The sequence below is a fragment of the Acidaminococcus sp. CAG:542 genome, assembly GCF_000437815.1.
Classification (GTDB): Bacteria; Bacillota; Negativicutes; order Acidaminococcales; family Acidaminococcaceae; genus Acidaminococcus.
The window spans coordinates 1-16,325 of sequence record NZ_FR902033.1 but is presented as its reverse complement, the minus strand read 5'-3'; the positions used below and the strand labels follow the sequence as shown (position 1 = coordinate 16,325).

The following is a 16,325-nucleotide window of genomic DNA, read 5'->3' as shown; positions in this document are numbered from 1 at the left end:
TAGAAACTGTCCTTGACAAGGGGTACGGTTTAAATTTAACATTCGGCTCCAGACTCCAGACTTCAGACTCCAGACTTGAGCCGGTCACCTGCAACTGTTCTTGATCAGGTTACAAAAAGTCCTTGACTTTCCTAGTGAAGTAGTGTAGAATCAGAACCATCAAAATCACATACCTTCATCGAGAGCAGCAGAGGGATTTGGCCCTATGAAGCTGCGGCAACCCCCGGAAGGGAAGGTGCCAATTCCAACAGGGATTCCCTGGCAGATGAAAAGCGAGCTCAGTCATCGAAAACACCATCTGCCCAGCAGGTGGTGTTTTTCTTTGGGTGCTTTCGGGAAGGCGAAAAGGAGAGATGTTCATGAAACTGAAGAAATGGATTGCAGCAGCGGTATCCGTCCTGGCCCTGGCCAGCCTGGTCAGCGGCTGCGGCAGCGACAAAAAGGCGGCCGCCCCGGCGGAAAAGAAGACCATCACTGTAGGGATCACCCCTGGGTATTCCGAACAGGTCATGGAAGTGGTAAAGAAGGAAGCGGAAAAACAGGGGCTGAAGGTGGAAATCAAGACCTTCTCCGACTATGTGACTCCGGACCAGGCCCTGGCCCAGAAGGACATCGACCTGAACTCCTTCCAGCATGAACCCTTCCTGCTGGCCTTCAACAAAAAGAACGGCACCAAACTGGTGAGCATCGGCAAGACCTACCTGGCTCCCCTGCGGCTGTATTCCACCAAGATCAAGAACGTGGCGGACATCAAGGACGGGGACAAGATCGCCATCCCCAACGATCCTTCCAACGGAGGACGGGCCATCCTGATGCTGAGCAAACTGGGCCTCCTGAAAGTGAACCCGGATGTGAAGCCCACGGAACTGACCGTCAACGACATCACCGAAAACCCGAAACACCTGCAGATTGTGGAACTGGAAGCTGCCCAGCTGCCCCGGAGCCTGGATGACACCGCCGCTTCCATCATCAACGCCGGGTATGCCAACTCCGCCGGTCTGTCCACGGACCTGGCCATTGCCAAGGAAGACAACACCAGCCCCTATGTGAACATCATCGCCGCCCGGGAAGAAGACAAGGACAACCCCACCTACAAGAAATTCGTCCAGATCTTCCAGAGCCAGCCGGTGAAGGACTACATCCTGGAAAACTGCAAAGGCAACCTGGAACCGGCCTGGTAATTGAGAAAGAAGGGAACGGCAATGAAGCTTACGGAAGAAGAACAGAAATACGCCGCCCATCTCCAGCGGTTCATCCAGTGCGCCACCGTGTCCAACGCCAATGTGGACAAGGTGGACTGGAGCCAGTTTGAAAAACTCCATGAGGCCTTCCGGGAATTCTATCCCCACATCTATCGCCTGATGGAGCTGGATGAAGTGGGCCAGGCAGGCCTCCAGTTCCACCTGAAGGGCACTGGCAGCGCAAAGAAGCCCCTTCTGCTCATGGCCCATCAGGACGTGGTGGAAGTAGGGGACCGGGGCCAGTGGAAATTCGATCCCTTCGGAGGCGAAATCATCGACGGCTGCATCTGCGGCCGGGGCACTACCGACTGCAAGCACCAGCTGCTGGCGGAAATGGAAGCGGTGGAAGCCCTGCTGGCAGAAGGCTGGCGGCCGTCTTACGACCTGTACCTGTCTCTGGGCTACAGTGAGGAAGTATACCTGGAAAACGATGTGGACGGAGCGGAAAAGCTCACCCGGCACCTGGAAGAGAAGGGGGTCCGGCTGGGCACCGTAGTGGACGAAGGGGGCGGCCTGTTCCCGGTGGGGGACAAGCTGGAAGCCAAGATCGGAGTGGCGGAAAAATCCCCGGTGAACTTCGAGATCTACGCCACCTCTCCCGGAGGCCATTCCAGCCGTCCCGGGAAGGGGACAGCCCTGGGGACCCTGGCCAAAGCCATTGTGGCCATCGAATCCCATCCTTTCCCATACCGGTTCACTCCCCTGACTCTGGCCCATCTCCAGAAAAGCGCCAAACTCCAGGATGCCAGCCGCCGGGCCATCTATGAAGATCCGGAAGGCCACTGGCAGGAACTGTGCCAGTTGGCCCAGGAAGATCCGGCCCTGGATGCCCTGCTCCACACCACCATCGCCTTTACCATGGCCGAAGCCAGCAAACAGCCCAACGTGCTGCCCAGCCGGGCGGCGGCCCAGATGAGCGTCCGGGTGCTCCAGGGGGATACGGTGGAATCCTGCGAAAATTACTTCCGCCAGTTCCTGCCGGAAGGGGTGGAAATCCGCCATGTGTCCGGGAAAGACCCGCTGCCCGCTTCCGATCCCCAGAGTTACGGGATCCAGGTGGCGGAAAAGGTGCTGAAGGACCAGTACGGGGAAAAAGTGGACGTGGTGCCCTTCCTGATGCTGGGAGGCACCGACAGCCACTATTACAAGCGGATCGCCGACAATGTGATGCTGTTCTCCGGGTATCTCCGGGACAGCCGCTGGGGCGCCGCCCACCAGGTGAACGAAAAGATCCCCGCTGATGCCCTGAAGGCCAGTGTGGACTTCTTCAAGGGATTTTTGCGGTCTTACTGATATGGAACTGACGTATCAGGTGGATCGGGACCATGCCGGATGCTGCGTCCGCCAGGCAGCCCGGGGTCCCATGCACCTTTCGGAAAAACTCTGGCGGAAAATCAAATGGAACGGCACCATTACCGTGAACGGATCCCCGGTTTCCAGTCCTTCTCACAGGCTGGAGGCCGGGGACCGGCTTGTTTTCCAATGGGAAGAAACGGCGGCGGTGATCCCGGTCCATCTGCCTCTTGCCATTTTGTACGAGGATGAGGACCTGCTGGCGGTGGACAAGCCGGCCGGCATGCTGATCCACCCCACTTGGTCCGGGGCCCGGGATACCCTGGCCCAGGCGGTGGGAGGGTATTTCCGCCAGTCGGGGCAGAAATGCGGCATCCATCCCCTGTACCGGCTGGACCGGGACACCACGGGCCTTCTGCTGGTGGCCAAATCCGCTTTTGCCAAACACGCCCTCACCCGCAGCCACCAGGAAATCTACCGGGAATACCTGGCGGTGTGTGAAGGGGATCTGGCAGAACCCCGGGGCCGGATCCACCTTCCCATCGGCCGGGTGGCAGAAGGGGTGGACCGGTGGATGGTCCGGGAAGACGGACGGCCGGCAGTGACCGATTATGAGATCCTGGCTGACAGAGGGGACCATACGGTGCTGAAGATCCATCTCCTTACCGGAAGGACCCATCAGATCCGGGTCCATTTCGCCCACAAGGGGCACCCTCTGGTGGGGGACCCGGTGTACGGCACTAGGGACCCAAGGATTGCCCGCCAGGCCCTCCACGCCTGGACCGTCCGGTTCTGCCACCCCAGGACAGGAGAAGAAGTGTTCCTCACGGCCCCGGTGCCGGAGGATATGAGGGGGCTGGCAGGAAGTCGGGTTTGTACGGCCTTTCTCCCTCAAAATATGCTATAATTGCTTAATAAGACCGTAAAGGAGATGGAAACAATGAGACGACAGAAAGGCCAGGACATCATCGAATATGCCCTGATGCTTGCCATCATTGTGGGTTTGGGATGGATGGTCTATTCCCATGCGGCCGACGGAGGCCTGCCCAGCTCCATCAATTCCGTCTTCAACAACGCCAGTGCCCTTCTGGGAGAAGCTTCCAAGAAAAAACTCCCTGCTGCCACCACGGCGAAAGATATCATCGAGCGTCTCCGGCAGGGACGGTATGAGGGGCTGGCGGATGTGCTCCAGGGGAAACCTTCCAAAACCCTGGTAATTGCTTCGGACAGTGCCGCCGGACAGGAACTGGCCCGGAAGCTGAACATCCAGACCAAAGAAGGGGATGGCTGGTTCGCCAGAGTCCAAACCGATGGGGTAACGGTGTTTTCCTATTACTCCGCAGAGGCCAACAAGGGTGTGACATTCAGTCAGCTGGCAGCAGATTACCAAAAGAATACCATAACGTATTATGACGCATCTACAGGGGAAAATAAAGCTACGGTAAGGATCACGGAAGGGCTGTTCAACGGCCAGGGGAAAAGTGCCGTAGGTTCAGGAGAGACCGTCTTTAACAATGTCAAAGGCTACGTGGGCCCCTCTCCCAGCGGCAGCGGGTTCATCATCGATCCTACGCGTACCAAAAATTTGAAATAGAAACGGCCGTTTGCGTCAACTTCTTGAACAAACCATAACAAAACCTGCACCTGTGTTGACAGGGCAGGTTTTTTGCTATAAATAAAAAGGTGCAGTACATAGGCAGGAGGCTTGACAGAATTGAAAACTATGGACCGGCCAAAGCCAATCCCTTCCGGGAAACCCATGGCGGTCTGGCTTCTGCCGCGGCTCCGGAACCGGCTGCCTTCCTTCGTCCGGTGACCAGTGACAAGAGACCAGTGACCGGGGGTGTGAATTTTTTCACACCCCCTTCGTATTTTATTTCACCGCTTCCGCAAATTCTCTTCCGTACTTCCGGCACAGCTCCTGGCTGGCCTGGTCCGGGGCCCACTGGCACCGGAGCCCTTCGTTGACCACCTGGAACCCGGCACCGCCCAGCAGTTCCGTGATCTGTTTCACTGCTTCTCCGCTCCAGCCGTAGCTGCCGAAAGCAGCGGCCTTTTTGTTCTTGAACTTCAGGCCCCGGATCATTTCCATAATGCCTCCGATGGAATACAGGAACCCGTAATTGATGGTGGGGGACCCTACCAGGATGGCCTTGGATTTGAACACTTCCGTCACGATGTCGTTTTTGTCATCCACTGCAGAGTTGTAGATCTTCACCTTCAGGGTGGGGTCCGCTTCCATCAGGCCTTCGGCGATGCATTCCGCCATCCGCCGGGTGGAATTCCACATGGTGTCGTAAATCAGGGTCACCTGGTTTTCCTGGTAATTCTGGGCCCATTCCTGGTAGGCCTTGACGATCTGCAGGGGATCATCCCGCCAGATTACCCCGTGGCTGGGGCAGATCATGCTTACCGGCACGCCCATCTTGAGGATCTCGGCGATCTTCCGGGTGACCATGGGGCTGTACAGGTTCAGGATGTTGGCGTAATACTTCATGGCTTCCCGGTACAGTTCCCCCTTGTCCACTGCATCATTGAACAGGGTTTCGCTGGCGTAGTGCTGGCCGAATCCGTCGTTGCTGAACAGGATGTTCTCCCCGGTCATGTAGGTGAACATGGTGTCCGGCCAGTGGAGCATGGGAGCTTCGATGAACACCAGCTGAGTGCCTCCCAGGTCCAGGGTGTCCCCGGTCTTCACGGTGACGTAATTCCAGTCCTGATGGTACAGCCCCCGGAGGATGGCTTCCCCTTTCTTGGTGCAGTAGATGGGGGTATCGGGGATTTCCCGCATCAGGGCCGGCAGGGCACCGCTGTGGTCGTTTTCGTTGTGGTTCATCACAATATAATCAATGGCCTTCAGGTCGATTTCCTGTTTCAGATTGGCCACGAATTCTTCATCAAAAGGCTTCCAGACCGTGTCCATCAGCACCGTCTTCTGATCTCCCCGGATCAGATAGGAATTGTAGGAGGAGCCTTTTTCTGTAGAATATTCATGGCCATGGAACTCCGTCAGTTCCCAGTCGATTTTCCCAACCCAGGTGACTTTATCCGTAATTTTCTTTCCCATATGAAACATCTCCTTTGGCAGCAGTCTGTTTTTCCATGGTTCAAGTATACATGGAATAACCGGGAAAATCCGTTGTCAGTACAACAAATAAAAGAGCAGCAACCCCCTCTGGCATCTCTGGCTCATATGGGGTACAATACAGATAATACTTGTCCATTTGCCCGTGTCCAATTTTCTGCAATTGAAAGGTGGTATTTCCATGAAAATCAAACGTGTTCTGGCCATCCATGACCTTTGTTCTTTTGGGCGCTGTTCCCTGACGGCGGCCATGCCTGTACTGTCCGCCATGGGACACCAGGTGTGCCCGTTTCCTACGGCTCTGTACAGCAACAACCTGACTTACGGGAAATTCGTTTCCCGGGATCTGACGGACCTGATGGCCGGGTACCGGGACCAGTGGAAGCAGCTGGGGCTCTCTTTTGATGCAGTCTACAGCGGCTTTTTGGCAGGGCCTGCCCAGGTGGAACAGGTAATCGCTGCCATCGAGGACTTTGCCGGGGAAGACCGGATCGCCGTGGTGGACCCGGCCATGGGGGACGACGGGAAGCTGTACCCGGTGTTCGATGCTTCCATGGTGGAAGCCATGAAGAAACTGGTGGCCCATGCCACTCTGATTACCCCCAACTATACGGAAGCCTGCCTCTTGACAGATACGCCCTGGAAAGACGCAGCCCCCACTGACGATGAGCTGGAAGCCCTCTGCGACAAGCTGCTGGCCCTGGGACCCAAACAGGTGGTGATCACCAGCGTGCCCTGCGATAAGGACCATCTGAAAATCGTCAGCAGTGAACCCAACCAGCTGTTCCCGGAAGCCTATGAAGTGAAGAAGCTGCCCTTTGCCACCTGCGGTACAGGAGATGTGTTCACCAGCACCCTTTTGGGCTATGTGCTCAATGGCAAAGATCTGAACCGGTGCGTCCAGGAAGCGGCGGATTTTGTCAGCTATGTCATCGACACCACTCTCAAAGCCGGTACCGACCCCAAAGAAGGGGTGGTCCTGGAAGGATGCCTGTGGAAGCTGCTGTTCCCCCAGTCCAAGAACTGCACCACCTGCATGGCGTAAGGGAGTGAAGGAAAGAGGAGGCTGTTGCTCTTGCAACAGCCTCCTCTTTCGGTTTATAATAAAGATTGGTGAAAAAATGTTTGCTTTTGGCTGAAATTCTTTCCAGTTGGGAGAAAGGGGGAGGGGCATGGAATTTGTGAAGAAGACACCGGAGGAGAAGGAGGCCAGTTTCCGGCTGCTCCAGAAAATGTATGCTTCAGAGCCCATCAAGCCCCGGACCCCGCCCGAACCGCTGCCCCCTTTGCTCCAGCAGCTCCGGGCCATGGAAAAGGACGACTCCAGCCGGTATGAGACCACTCCGGAACTGTTCGTCCGCCAGGGGAAACTGGCGGCGGATTACGAGGATGACACAGTGTACGACCTGCCGGTGCTCCATTACTATCCCACCTACCGGGTGCTTACGGACAAAGAGCTCCGGGGGTATTTCGGCTGGCGGACCCGGCTCCGGCATCAGCAGCTGGAACGGACCTCTCTGACCTATGCTTTCCTTTATATATACGAACTGCTGAACCAGATCGGGGTGGAAAATCCCGAGGACGGCTATGAAAAGCTGAAGGCTTTCGGGGAAACCTACGGCCTCCTGGACGACCGGATCCTGCCCTATCTCCACCAGTGGCTCCGGGATTACGTGCTGTATTACCAGCTGAATTCCGCCCTGCTGCCGGAAACCCAGCGGAACCGGCAGGATGAAGCCTATCTGGTGCTGGATGACTGGGAAAATGCCACGGACCAGGAACTCTTCGACGCCCTGGACCTTTTTTCCACCTACCATATGAGTCGGTCCAAACTGTACAAACAGAAACCGGAAGACACCGTGCGGCTTTTGGGCCGGATCTACCGGATGATCCAGGGGTACTGGAAGACCCACCGGAAAAAATCTTTTTTGGAGGAACATGTGGGAGGGCCCGGCTACGAATGGCTGGAGCTGTTTGCCAACGCCGTATTCCTCCGGAAGGAGGACAAACGGGATTTCACGGTGGTGGTGAATCCCCTGTGCATCTACCATGACCGAAAGGGCATCTGGACCTTCCGCCATTACGTGTACACCTCCAAACAGCTCCGGAAGCTGGGAAAACTGATGAAGACCCTGGACGGCCTCCTCCGGGAGGAACTGGACTTCCCTCAGCCCCTCCAGCAGCCCCTGTCCTACAAATGGCTCACCCGACTGGTCCACCAGGGGGTGGAAGAGGACCGGAAGGAACAGAAGGAAGCGGAAAAACGGAAAGTGGTGTTCCATCTGGATCAGCTGGACCAGATCCGCCAGGATGCAGCGGTGACCCGGGACAGACTGATGACGGAAGAGGAACGGCGGGAGGAAGCTCTGCCTTCCCTGGAGGACAGAACGGAAGCCCCGGCAGCACAAAAGGCTCCGGAACCTCCGGAAATGGCTCCGGCCCCGGCAGTTTCCGGTCAGGAAGCTGCAGGACAAAGACCGGAATCCGGCAAAATCTCTCCGGCCTCTGGAGAAGCATCCCCGGAACCGGCCGAACCGGCCCGGCCCTGGAATCTGACAGAAGAGGAATACCGCTACCTCCACGACCTGCTCTATGGGGAAGACACCTCCTGGACCGGGGCCAAGGGGCTGATGCCTTCTATTTTAACAGACAGCATCAACGAAAAATGTTACAAAGAATTCGGGGATACGGTGCTGGAAGCCGGGGACCCGCCTTCTGTGATCGAAGATTATGCGGATGACCTGAAAGGAACGATAGAACCATGACGCTGAAGATACCCAAACGGATTGCCCGGACCCTTATCAGCTCCCTGAAAGGGGGCGTGGTGCCCCGGATCGGGCTGCCTTACATTACCGTAGGCCGGAAGAACGAAATCGACGCCCTGCTCCACGATGTGGACGTGATTGCCGACGGGGGCGCTTCTTTCCGGTTCATTGTGGGCCGGTACGGCAGCGGGAAAAGTTTCCTGCTCCAGACCCTCCGGAACTATGTAATGGAAAAGGATTTCGTGGTGGTGGACGCCGACCTGTCCCCGGAACGGCGGCTCCAGGGCACCAAAGGACAGGGACTGGCCACCTAACGGGAACTGGTCCGGAACATGGCCACCAGGACCCGTCCCGAAGGAGGCGCCCTGCCTTTGATCCTGGACCGGTGGATCAACCAGATCCAGCAGCAGGTGGTGACGGAAACGGGCCTGGCCCTTACAGACGGCCGGCTGAATACCCTGGTGGAACAGAAAATCGGCCAGGTGATCCAGGCCCTCAATGAAATGGTCCACGGGTTCGATTTTGCCCGGCTGCTGACTTTGTACTACCGGTCCTATCGTCAAGGGGACGAAGCCACCAAGGCAAAGGTGATCCAGTGGTTCCGGGGAGAATTCCATACCAAGACCGAAGCCCGCCAGGAACTGGGAGTGAACATCATCATCTCCGATGAAGACTGGTATGAATATCTGAAGATCTTCGCTCTGTTCCTGAAGCAGGCCGGTTACGCCGGGCTCCTGGTGTGCATCGACGAACTGGTGAACATCTACAAGATTCCCCATGCCATCACCCGGCAGTACAACTACGAAAAGATTCTCACCATGTACAACGATACCCTCCAGGGAAAGGCCCACTACCTGGGCATCATCATGGGAGGCACTCCCCAGTGTATGGAAGACCCCCGGCGGGGAGTGTACAGCTATGAGGCCCTCCGGTCCCGGCTGGCGGAAGGCCATTTTGCCGGAGAACACAAGGACCTGCTGGCACCGGTGATCCGGCTCCAGCCTCTTACCAGCGACGAAATGCTGGTGCTGGTGGAAAAACTGGCGGAGATCCACGGGGTGCTCTACGGCTATGCCCCGAAAGTGACCCAGGAAGATCTGGTGGCCTTCATCCGGATCGAATTCCAGCGGATCGGGGCGGATTCCCACATCACTCCCCGGGAAGTAATCCGGGACTTCATCGAGGTGCTGGACATCCTGTACCAGCATCCGGAACTGAAGGTGGAAGCCCTGCTCCAGTCCGACAGCTTCCAGTATGCCCAGAACGCCGTGGAAGGGGAGGAAACCGCTCCGGAATTTGCGGAGTTCACCGTATAAGAAAGGATTGCCATGAATATCTTTGACCGGTATGCACCTTTTGTCCAGGATTTCATCTACAGCCAGGGGTGGTCGGAACTGCGGCCCATCCAGGTGGCGGCCGGAGATGTGCTGCTGAACACGGACCAGAACCTGCTGCTTACTGCTTCCACCGCCTCCGGGAAGACCGAGGCGGCCTTCTTTCCCATCCTGTCCCTGTTTGCCCAGAATCCGCCCAAAAGCGTGGGGTGCATCTACATCGGTCCTCTCAAGGCCCTGATCAATGACCAGTTCCTCCGGCTCCAGCCTCTCTGTGAAGAAGGGGGCATCCCGGTGTGGCACTGGCATGGGGACGTTTCCCAGTCCCACAAGGCCAAAATGATGAAGCATCCTTCCGGGATCCTCCAGATTACCCCGGAATCCCTGGAAGCCCTGCTGCTCCACAAACACATGGCCATTCCCCGGCTGTTCGGGGATCTGCGGTTCGTGGTCATCGATGAAGTCCATTCCCTGCTCCGGGGGGACCGGGGAGGCCAGACCCTGTGCCTGATCCAGCGGCTGTCCCGGCTGGCCGGGGTGAATCCCCGGCGGATCGGGCTGTCGGCCACCCTGGGGGATCCGGAAAAGGTGGGGGAATTCCTGAGCCTGGGCACGGGCCGGAAGACCCTGATCCCCCAGGTGAAGGCCCCGGGGACCAAATGGCGGCTGTCCATGGAACATTTTTACGTGAAAGACGCCCAGGCCGGGGAGGACCGGGCGGACCTCCAGGCCCTGCCGGCACTGGATGTGAAGACCGACCAGGCTCCGGCCCAGGCGGACCCGGGACTGGGATACATCTTCGAGCACACCCGGGGGAAAAAGTGCCTGGTGTTCGTGAATTCCCGGGAAGAATGTGAAGGGGTCACCACCAGCCTCCGGCAGTACTGCGAGCTGAACCATGAGCCGGACCGGTTTTTGATCCACCACGGGAATCTGTCCGCCTCCTACCGGGAAACAGCGGAAGAACTGATGAAGGACGAGAGCCGGAACCTGACCACCGTCACCACGTCCACCCTGGAACTGGGCATCGACATCGGCCGGCTGGAGCGGGCCTTTCAGATCGATGCGCCCTGGACGGTGTCTTCCTTCCTCCAGCGGATGGGACGGACGGGCCGGAGGGACCTGCCTCCGGAAATGTGGTTCGTGATCCGGGAGGACGAGCCGGAGATCCGGGCTATGCTGCCGGCCACCATCCCCTGGAAGCTGCTTCAGGGAATCGCCCTGATCCAGCTGTACCTGGAGGAAAAATGGGTGGAACCGCCCCGGCTGGACCGGCTGCCCTACAGCCTTTTGTACCACCAGACCATGAGCGTCCTGGCCAGCAATGGGGAAATGTCTCCGGCGGCTCTGGCGGACCGGGTGCTCCGGCTCAGCTATTTCCACCGGATCACCCAGGAAGATTACAAGGTGCTCCTCCGGTATCTGATCGCCGAAGACCATATTGCAAGGACCGAACAGGGGGGCCTGATCGTGGGCCTGGCCGGGGAACGGGTGATCAGCTCCTTCAAATTTTACGGGGTGTTCCAGGAAAACGAGGAGTTCACCGTCCGGTGCGATTCCCAGGAACTGGGCACCGTGGTGGCGCCCCCTCCTCCGGGAGAAAAGATTGCCCTGGCCGGTCATGTGTGGCGGGTATTGGAAGTGGACCGGAAACGCCATGTGATCTACTGCGAACTGGTTAAGGGAAAAGTGCCCGCTTATTTTGGAGAATGTCCCGGGGATATCCATACCAAAGTGCTGGAGAGGATGCGCCAGGTGCTCCGGGAGGACCGGTCCTATCCTTATCTGATGAAAAACGCCGTGGCCCGGCTCCAGCAGGCCCGGTTCACCGCCAAAGCCTCGGGCGCGGCGGAAAAGCCTCTGATCCAGTTGGGCGGGAAGATGTGGTGCCTTCTGCCCTGGCTGGGGAGCTATGGCTTTTTGGCCCTGGAACGGTTCCTGAACCTGAAATGCGCCCAAAAACTGGGGCTGAAGAAGCTGGATCCCTTCCGTCCCTTCTTTATGCAGTTTACCATGGAAGCGGACGAGGAGACTTTTTTCCAGGTGGTGGAGGAAGAAATCCAGAAGGAAATCGATCCCCTGGAACTGGTCTACCCCCATGAGGTGCCGCTTTTTGACAAGTATGATGAATATCTGCCGGAAGAACTGGTGAAAAAAGGCTTTGCCCTGGGGGTCCTGAACCTGGAAGACGTGCGGAAACGGGTCCGGGAGTGGAGCCACACAGGGCATGGAATGACAGAATGATGAATTTGTGGGGAAAGGGAAGAAATCATGACAGAAACCAAGAAGTCGGCCCATAAACCGGGCCTGGACATGCTCCATGGCTCCATTGCAGACAAACTGTTCTATTTTGCCATGCCCATCGGGCTCATGGGGCTCTTTGAGCAGCTGTTCAACAGCGCAGATGTGTTCCTGCTGGGGCATTTTGTAGGGAAGGACGCCATGGCAGCCGTAGGGAACAACATGCCGGTGATCGGCCTCCTGGTGACCCTGTTGATCGGGATCTCCCTGGGGGCCAATGTAACCATTGCCCAGTATCTGGGAGCCGGGAAGCAGGAAAAAGTGGAAGAGACTGTCCAGACCGCCATTGTCATGGCCCTGGGCCTGGGGGTGCTGCTGACGGCGGTGGGGGAACTGATCGCCCATCCGGCCCTGAAGATCCTGGCGGTGCCGGAAGAGGTCCACGATCTGGCGGCCACCTATCTGCGGATTTTCCTTTTGGGGATGCCTTTTTTGACTTTGTACAACTTCGAAGCGGCCATTTTCCGCAGCTGCGGAGACGGGAAGACCCCGCTCTACAGCCTGGTGGCGGCCAATCTCCTGAACATCACCCTGGACCTTTTGTCTGTAACCGTGTTCGACTGGGGGATTACCGGGGTGGTCAGCGCCACGGTACTGTCCTTTGCGGTGAATTCCGGGATCCTGTTCGTGCTGCTGTGCCGGACCCCTCAGCCCATCCAGCTCCAGCGGCACAAGATGCGGCTGAACGGCCATGAAATGGGGAAAATCCTCCATATCGGGCTCCCTGCCGGGATCCAGGGCATGGTCTTTGCCATGAGCAATGTGGTGATTCAGTCTTCCATCAACAGCCTGGGCACCGCGGCCATGGCGGCGGCTGCCGCTTCCGTAATCATCGAATTCAACATCTACTGCTTCGTAAACGGGTTCAGCCAGGCCACCACCACCTTTGTAGGCCAGAACTACGGGGCACGGAAGCTGAGCCGGTGCTTTGCCACCACCAAGGCGGCCTTCTGGGTGGAAGGGCTGTTCCTGCTGTGCATCACCGTGCCCATCCTGCTGTTCGGGGAGCATGTAATCGGATTCTTCAACCCGGATCCCCAGGTGATCCGGCTGGGGGTGCTGCGGCTTTGGTGGGTGGGGGATACCCTTTACCTTAACGGGGCCATGGATATCCTCTCCGGAGCTCTCCGGGGCTACGGCTATTCCCTGCCCCCGGCCATTGTGGCCCTGATCGGCATCTGCGGGGTCCGGTTGGTGTGGATCTACACCGTGTTCGCCAGCCACCGGGATTACCTGACCCTGATCCAGGCCTACCCGGTGAGCTGGATCATAGCCACCGCGGTGCTGGCTGTGGTGTACTGGCAGTGCAGGAAGTATATTGTAAAGTCGGCCCTGGCAGGGAGATAAAAGGCAGATAACGGGGGTGTGAATTTTTTCACACCCCCTTGTCATTCCACTTCATCATGCACAATGGTATTCCGTCCTTTTTTCTTGGCTTCATACATGTAATCGTCCGCCCGCTGGATGATGGATTCCGGGGTGTCGCCTTCCTGCACTGCGGTGATTCCCACGCTCATGGTAATGTGGAGGGGATGTTCTTCGTGGTGGATGAAGGACTGTTCCACCATTTTCTGGAACCGGTTGGCAATGGGGATGATGTCCGATCTGTTCTTGATGGGGTAGATCCCGATGAATTCCTCCCCGCCCCAGCGGCCCAGGGTATCTGTGGACCGGATGGAGTGGGTGGCGGCGTGGGCAAAGGCCTTCAGCATCCGGTCCCCAGCCGGGTGACCATACTTTCCGTTGAAATCGTGGAAATGGTCGATATCCGCAAACAGCACCGCAAACAGCCGATGGAGCCGATGGTACTCCGAAAAACGCATTTTCAGCAGGGTATCCAGGAACATCCGGTTGGGCAGCCCGGTGAGGGCATCGTGATAGGCCAGGGAATACAGGTTCTGGACGATCAGGGTTCCCCGGTCCAGCAGGCTTACTTCCTCAAAGATTTCTGCCACCATCAGGATCTTCCCCTGTCCATCGGTGAGAGGCACAAAATGGGCCTGGATCACCCTCATGGTTCCGTCTTTATGGGTGAAAACCAGCTTTTTGGACAGGGGCTTTTTCTGGTCCATGGAGGCCAACAGGGGACAGTAGGTCCTGCACAGAGGCCGGCCATTTTCATCCATATGATCCAGCTTTGTCTCCGGACAGCGGATACCGATCATTTCTTCCGCCCTGTAGCCGGTAATCTGTTCCGCCGCCCGGTTCCAATAGACGATGGTCCGGTCCGGGGTCACCATATAGGTGCCGAAAGGTGAAAGCTCCGCCAGCTGTCGGAAATCTTTATCCTGGATCATACACACATTCTCCTTTCCAAAACATGGAACAGTCTTTATTCCAGTTGCTTCTTCATCCACTGGTGGGGGACTCCTTCATCCGGTTCCACCGGTCCATAGGCCCGATACCCCAGGGTCTCATAGAAATGTTCAGCCCGGACCTGGGCGTGGAGACGGATTTCCGTTCCTCCCAGTTCCTTTACGGCTGCCTCGGTGCCTTTTACCAGAAGGCTGCCGGCGCCTTTGCCACGGAACCGCTTTTTTACGGCAATCCGTCCCAGGATCCAGATTCCCGGTTCCTCGCCGGGGAAGAAACGGCAGACACCCACGGCTTCTCCCTGGTCATCCCACAGGAGACCGTGATGTGAGGCCTGATCCTGGCTGTCGAATTCCTCCTGGAATCCCTGTTCCTGGCAAAAGACTTCTTCCCGGAGGGCCTTGGCCTCCGGAGGCAGTTGGGTGTAGGTGGTAAATTTCATTATGAGATTCTCCTGTTCATTGATGATTTTGCGGGCGTCCGTGGCTGCCGCCCTCTGTCTTTGTTAGATTTTCGGGGGAGTCCTGCGGGGTACCCTGGTCAGCTGGTAGATTTTCTGCCGGAACATCAGGTTTGTCCGTCCAGAATCAGGCGGGCCAGGGCTTCATCCAGCAGCCGGACCGGATCCGTCAGCTGGAAATTCAGCCGGGAATAGTAATAATATTCCTCTATTATACACCAGAACAGACAATTTATAGGAAGATATTTTGGCATATACCACTGACGGCGTCTGTCTGTTTCTTTTACCAGGTACAGTGTATAATAGAAGAAATGCTATGATACAAGAAAGAGAGGAATCAATGCCTTGGCTGCTTCGCAAATCAACATGCTGGAAGGCTCTTTGACAAAGCCTTTGTTCCAGTTTGCCATCCCGGTGGCTTTTATCGGGATCCTCCAACAGATGTTCAATACGGCGGACATTATGGTCCTGGGCCGCTTTGTAGGGAAGGAGGCCCTGGCGGCAGTGGGGAACAATGCTCCGGTGATCGGGGTCATGGTCAATCTGTTCCTGGGGATTTCCCTGGGGGCCAATGTGCTCATTGCCCGGCGGCTGGGAGGAAGGCGGCTGAAGGAAGCCTCCCAGGCCATCCACACCACCGTGCTCATGGCCCTTCTGACCGGGCTGTTCATCCTGGTGGTGGGGGAAATCCTGGCCGGACCTCTCATGGTCTGGATGGGCGTGCCGGAAGAGGTCCGGGCTGCTTCGGAATTTTACCTGCGGATCTATCTGCTGGGCATGCCGGGGATGACTCTCTACGACTTTTTGTCCGCCGTATACCGGAGCCACGGGAATGTGCGGACCCCGCTGCTGTCCCTTATCACCGCCAGCCTGGTGAATATTGCAGGGAATTTCCTGGCAGTGTTCCTGGGGTTCGGGCTGGCCGGGGTGGTGGTGGCTACCGCCGTGTCCAATTACGTCAGTTCCGGGCTGCTGCTGCGGATGCTCCGGTATGGACACGGGGTGCTCCATTTTTATCCGGGAGCCATCCGTTTGCGGCTGGATGACATCCGGGAAATCCTCCGGGTGGGGGTGCCTGCCGGGATCCAGGGCATGGTGTTCAATCTGTCCAATATGGTGATCCAGTCCGCCATCAACAGCGAAGGGGCCCTGGCCATGGCGGCTTCGGCTGCGGCCTATGTGCTGGAAATCAACACCTATCCCTTTATCATCGCCTTTGGCCAGGCCATTACCACCTTTACCAGCCAGAACTTCGGGGCGGGGAACCTGAAACGGTGCCGGAAGGTGCTGGGCCGGGGCCTGACGTTGAACTTCCTGTTCACCTGCGTTTTGATCGGTCTGGTGTTCCTGGTGGCCCGGCCCTTCCTGGAGATCTTCGGACTGGAGCAGGAAGCGGTGGATCTGGGGGTCATGCGGATCCATCTGATCATCGGATTCTATTTCCTGTCAACGATTTACGAAAGCCTGTCCGCCTCCATGCGGGGGTTCGGCAACTCCCTGACCCCGGCCCTGGCCATGCTGGTGAGCATCGTG

General features: G+C 57.5%; 12 protein-coding genes, 1 pseudogene and 1 riboswitch. Of the genes and pseudogenes, 10 read left to right on the top strand and 3 right to left on the bottom strand.

All coding sequences use genetic code 11. From position 1 onward, the window contains the following. Positions 1-172 precede the first annotated feature (172 nt). Positions 173-272, top strand: a riboswitch (SAM riboswitch). 87 nt (positions 273-359) lie between these two features. Genes QVO43_RS02105 through QVO43_RS02090 form a run of 4 tightly spaced genes read left to right on the top strand, consistent with a single transcriptional unit; the run spans position 360 to position 4,128 of the window. Next, positions 360-1,181, top strand: a complete 822-nt coding sequence (locus tag QVO43_RS02105; protein ID WP_022486961.1) for a MetQ/NlpA family ABC transporter substrate-binding protein — start codon at positions 360-362, stop codon at positions 1,179-1,181. Between the two features lie 21 nt (positions 1,182-1,202). Then, positions 1,203-2,534, top strand: a complete 1,332-nt coding sequence (locus QVO43_RS02100) for a M20/M25/M40 family metallo-hydrolase (RefSeq protein WP_022486960.1) — start codon at positions 1,203-1,205, stop codon at positions 2,532-2,534. 1 nt (position 2,535) lies between these two features. Further along, positions 2,536-3,441 (top strand): RluA family pseudouridine synthase, encoded by a 906-nt coding sequence (locus tag QVO43_RS02095; protein ID WP_022486959.1) that lies wholly within the window; start codon positions 2,536-2,538, stop codon positions 3,439-3,441. A 33-nt stretch (positions 3,442-3,474) separates the two neighbouring features. Continuing rightward, positions 3,475-4,128: a hypothetical protein gene (locus QVO43_RS02090; RefSeq protein ID WP_022486958.1), complete on the top strand. Its 654-nt coding sequence runs from the start codon at positions 3,475-3,477 to the stop codon at positions 4,126-4,128. Between the two features lie 279 nt (positions 4,129-4,407). Here the strand turns inward: QVO43_RS02090 and QVO43_RS02085 are convergent, their stop codons facing one another. Continuing rightward, a complete protein-coding gene (locus QVO43_RS02085; RefSeq protein WP_022486957.1) occupies positions 4,408-5,601 on the bottom strand; it encodes an anaerobic nitric oxide reductase flavorubredoxin in 1,194 nt (397 codons plus the stop codon). A gap of 199 nt (positions 5,602-5,800) precedes the next feature. Here QVO43_RS02085 and QVO43_RS02080 point away from each other — a divergent pair, with 199 nt between their 5' ends. The 5 genes and pseudogenes from QVO43_RS02080 (at position 5,801) to QVO43_RS02060 (ending at position 13,366) form a co-directional block, all read left to right on the top strand. After that, positions 5,801-6,664 carry a pyridoxamine kinase gene (locus QVO43_RS02080; protein ID WP_022486956.1) on the top strand — a complete coding sequence of 288 codons (864 nt, stop codon included), beginning with the start codon at positions 5,801-5,803 and terminating at the stop codon, positions 6,662-6,664. A gap of 127 nt (positions 6,665-6,791) precedes the next feature. Next, positions 6,792-8,384, top strand: a complete 1,593-nt coding sequence (locus QVO43_RS02075) for a TerB N-terminal domain-containing protein (protein ID WP_022486955.1) — start codon at positions 6,792-6,794, stop codon at positions 8,382-8,384. Continuing rightward, positions 8,381-9,700 (top strand): annotated as a pseudogene (locus QVO43_RS02070) (ATP-binding protein). The gene QVO43_RS02075 and the pseudogene QVO43_RS02070 overlap by 4 nt, the downstream one beginning before the upstream one ends. A gap of 12 nt (positions 9,701-9,712) precedes the next feature. Beyond that, the gene (locus QVO43_RS02065) at positions 9,713-11,962 is read left to right on the top strand and encodes a DEAD/DEAH box helicase (RefSeq protein WP_022486952.1); all 2,250 of its coding nucleotides are present in this window, start codon (positions 9,713-9,715) and stop codon (positions 11,960-11,962) included. Positions 11,963-11,989: 27 nt separating this feature from the next. After that, positions 11,990-13,366: an MATE family efflux transporter gene (locus QVO43_RS02060; protein WP_022486951.1), complete on the top strand. Its 1,377-nt coding sequence runs from the start codon at positions 11,990-11,992 to the stop codon at positions 13,364-13,366. 41 nt (positions 13,367-13,407) lie between these two features. Here the strand turns inward: QVO43_RS02060 and QVO43_RS02055 are convergent, their stop codons facing one another. Continuing rightward, a complete protein-coding gene (locus QVO43_RS02055) occupies positions 13,408-14,316 on the bottom strand; it encodes a sensor domain-containing diguanylate cyclase (protein ID WP_022486950.1) in 909 nt (302 codons plus the stop codon). A 35-nt stretch (positions 14,317-14,351) separates the two neighbouring features. Further along, positions 14,352-14,774 (bottom strand): GNAT family N-acetyltransferase, encoded by a 423-nt coding sequence (locus QVO43_RS02050; RefSeq protein ID WP_022486949.1) that lies wholly within the window; start codon positions 14,772-14,774, stop codon positions 14,352-14,354. Between the two features lie 363 nt (positions 14,775-15,137). Between QVO43_RS02050 and QVO43_RS02045 the strand changes: the two genes are divergently transcribed. Next, on the top strand, positions 15,138-16,325 hold a 1,188-nt coding region (locus tag QVO43_RS02045), incomplete at its 3' end, for an MATE family efflux transporter (protein WP_288174335.1).

Excerpts from the sequence above, each read along its gene's own strand:
- QVO43_RS02060 (WP_022486951.1), top strand. The coding sequence starts at position 11,990 with ATGACAGAAACCAAGAAGTCGGCCCATAAACCGGGCCTGGACATGCTC.
- QVO43_RS02055 (WP_022486950.1), bottom strand. The coding sequence starts at position 14,316 with ATGATCCAGGATAAAGATTTCCGACAGCTGGCGGAGCTTTCACCTTTC.
- QVO43_RS02095 (WP_022486959.1), top strand. The coding sequence starts at position 2,536 with ATGGAACTGACGTATCAGGTGGATCGGGACCATGCCGGATGCTGCGTC.
- QVO43_RS02105 (WP_022486961.1), top strand. The coding sequence starts at position 360 with ATGAAACTGAAGAAATGGATTGCAGCAGCGGTATCCGTCCTGGCCCTG.
- QVO43_RS02065 (WP_022486952.1), top strand. The coding sequence starts at position 9,713 with ATGAATATCTTTGACCGGTATGCACCTTTTGTCCAGGATTTCATCTAC.
- QVO43_RS02090 (WP_022486958.1), top strand. The coding sequence starts at position 3,475 with ATGAGACGACAGAAAGGCCAGGACATCATCGAATATGCCCTGATGCTT.
- QVO43_RS02085 (WP_022486957.1), bottom strand. The coding sequence starts at position 5,601 with ATGGGAAAGAAAATTACGGATAAAGTCACCTGGGTTGGGAAAATCGAC.
- QVO43_RS02100 (WP_022486960.1), top strand. The coding sequence starts at position 1,203 with ATGAAGCTTACGGAAGAAGAACAGAAATACGCCGCCCATCTCCAGCGG.
- QVO43_RS02080 (WP_022486956.1), top strand. The coding sequence starts at position 5,801 with ATGAAAATCAAACGTGTTCTGGCCATCCATGACCTTTGTTCTTTTGGG.
- QVO43_RS02050 (WP_022486949.1), bottom strand. The coding sequence starts at position 14,774 with ATGAAATTTACCACCTACACCCAACTGCCTCCGGAGGCCAAGGCCCTC.
- QVO43_RS02075 (WP_022486955.1), top strand. The coding sequence starts at position 6,792 with ATGGAATTTGTGAAGAAGACACCGGAGGAGAAGGAGGCCAGTTTCCGG.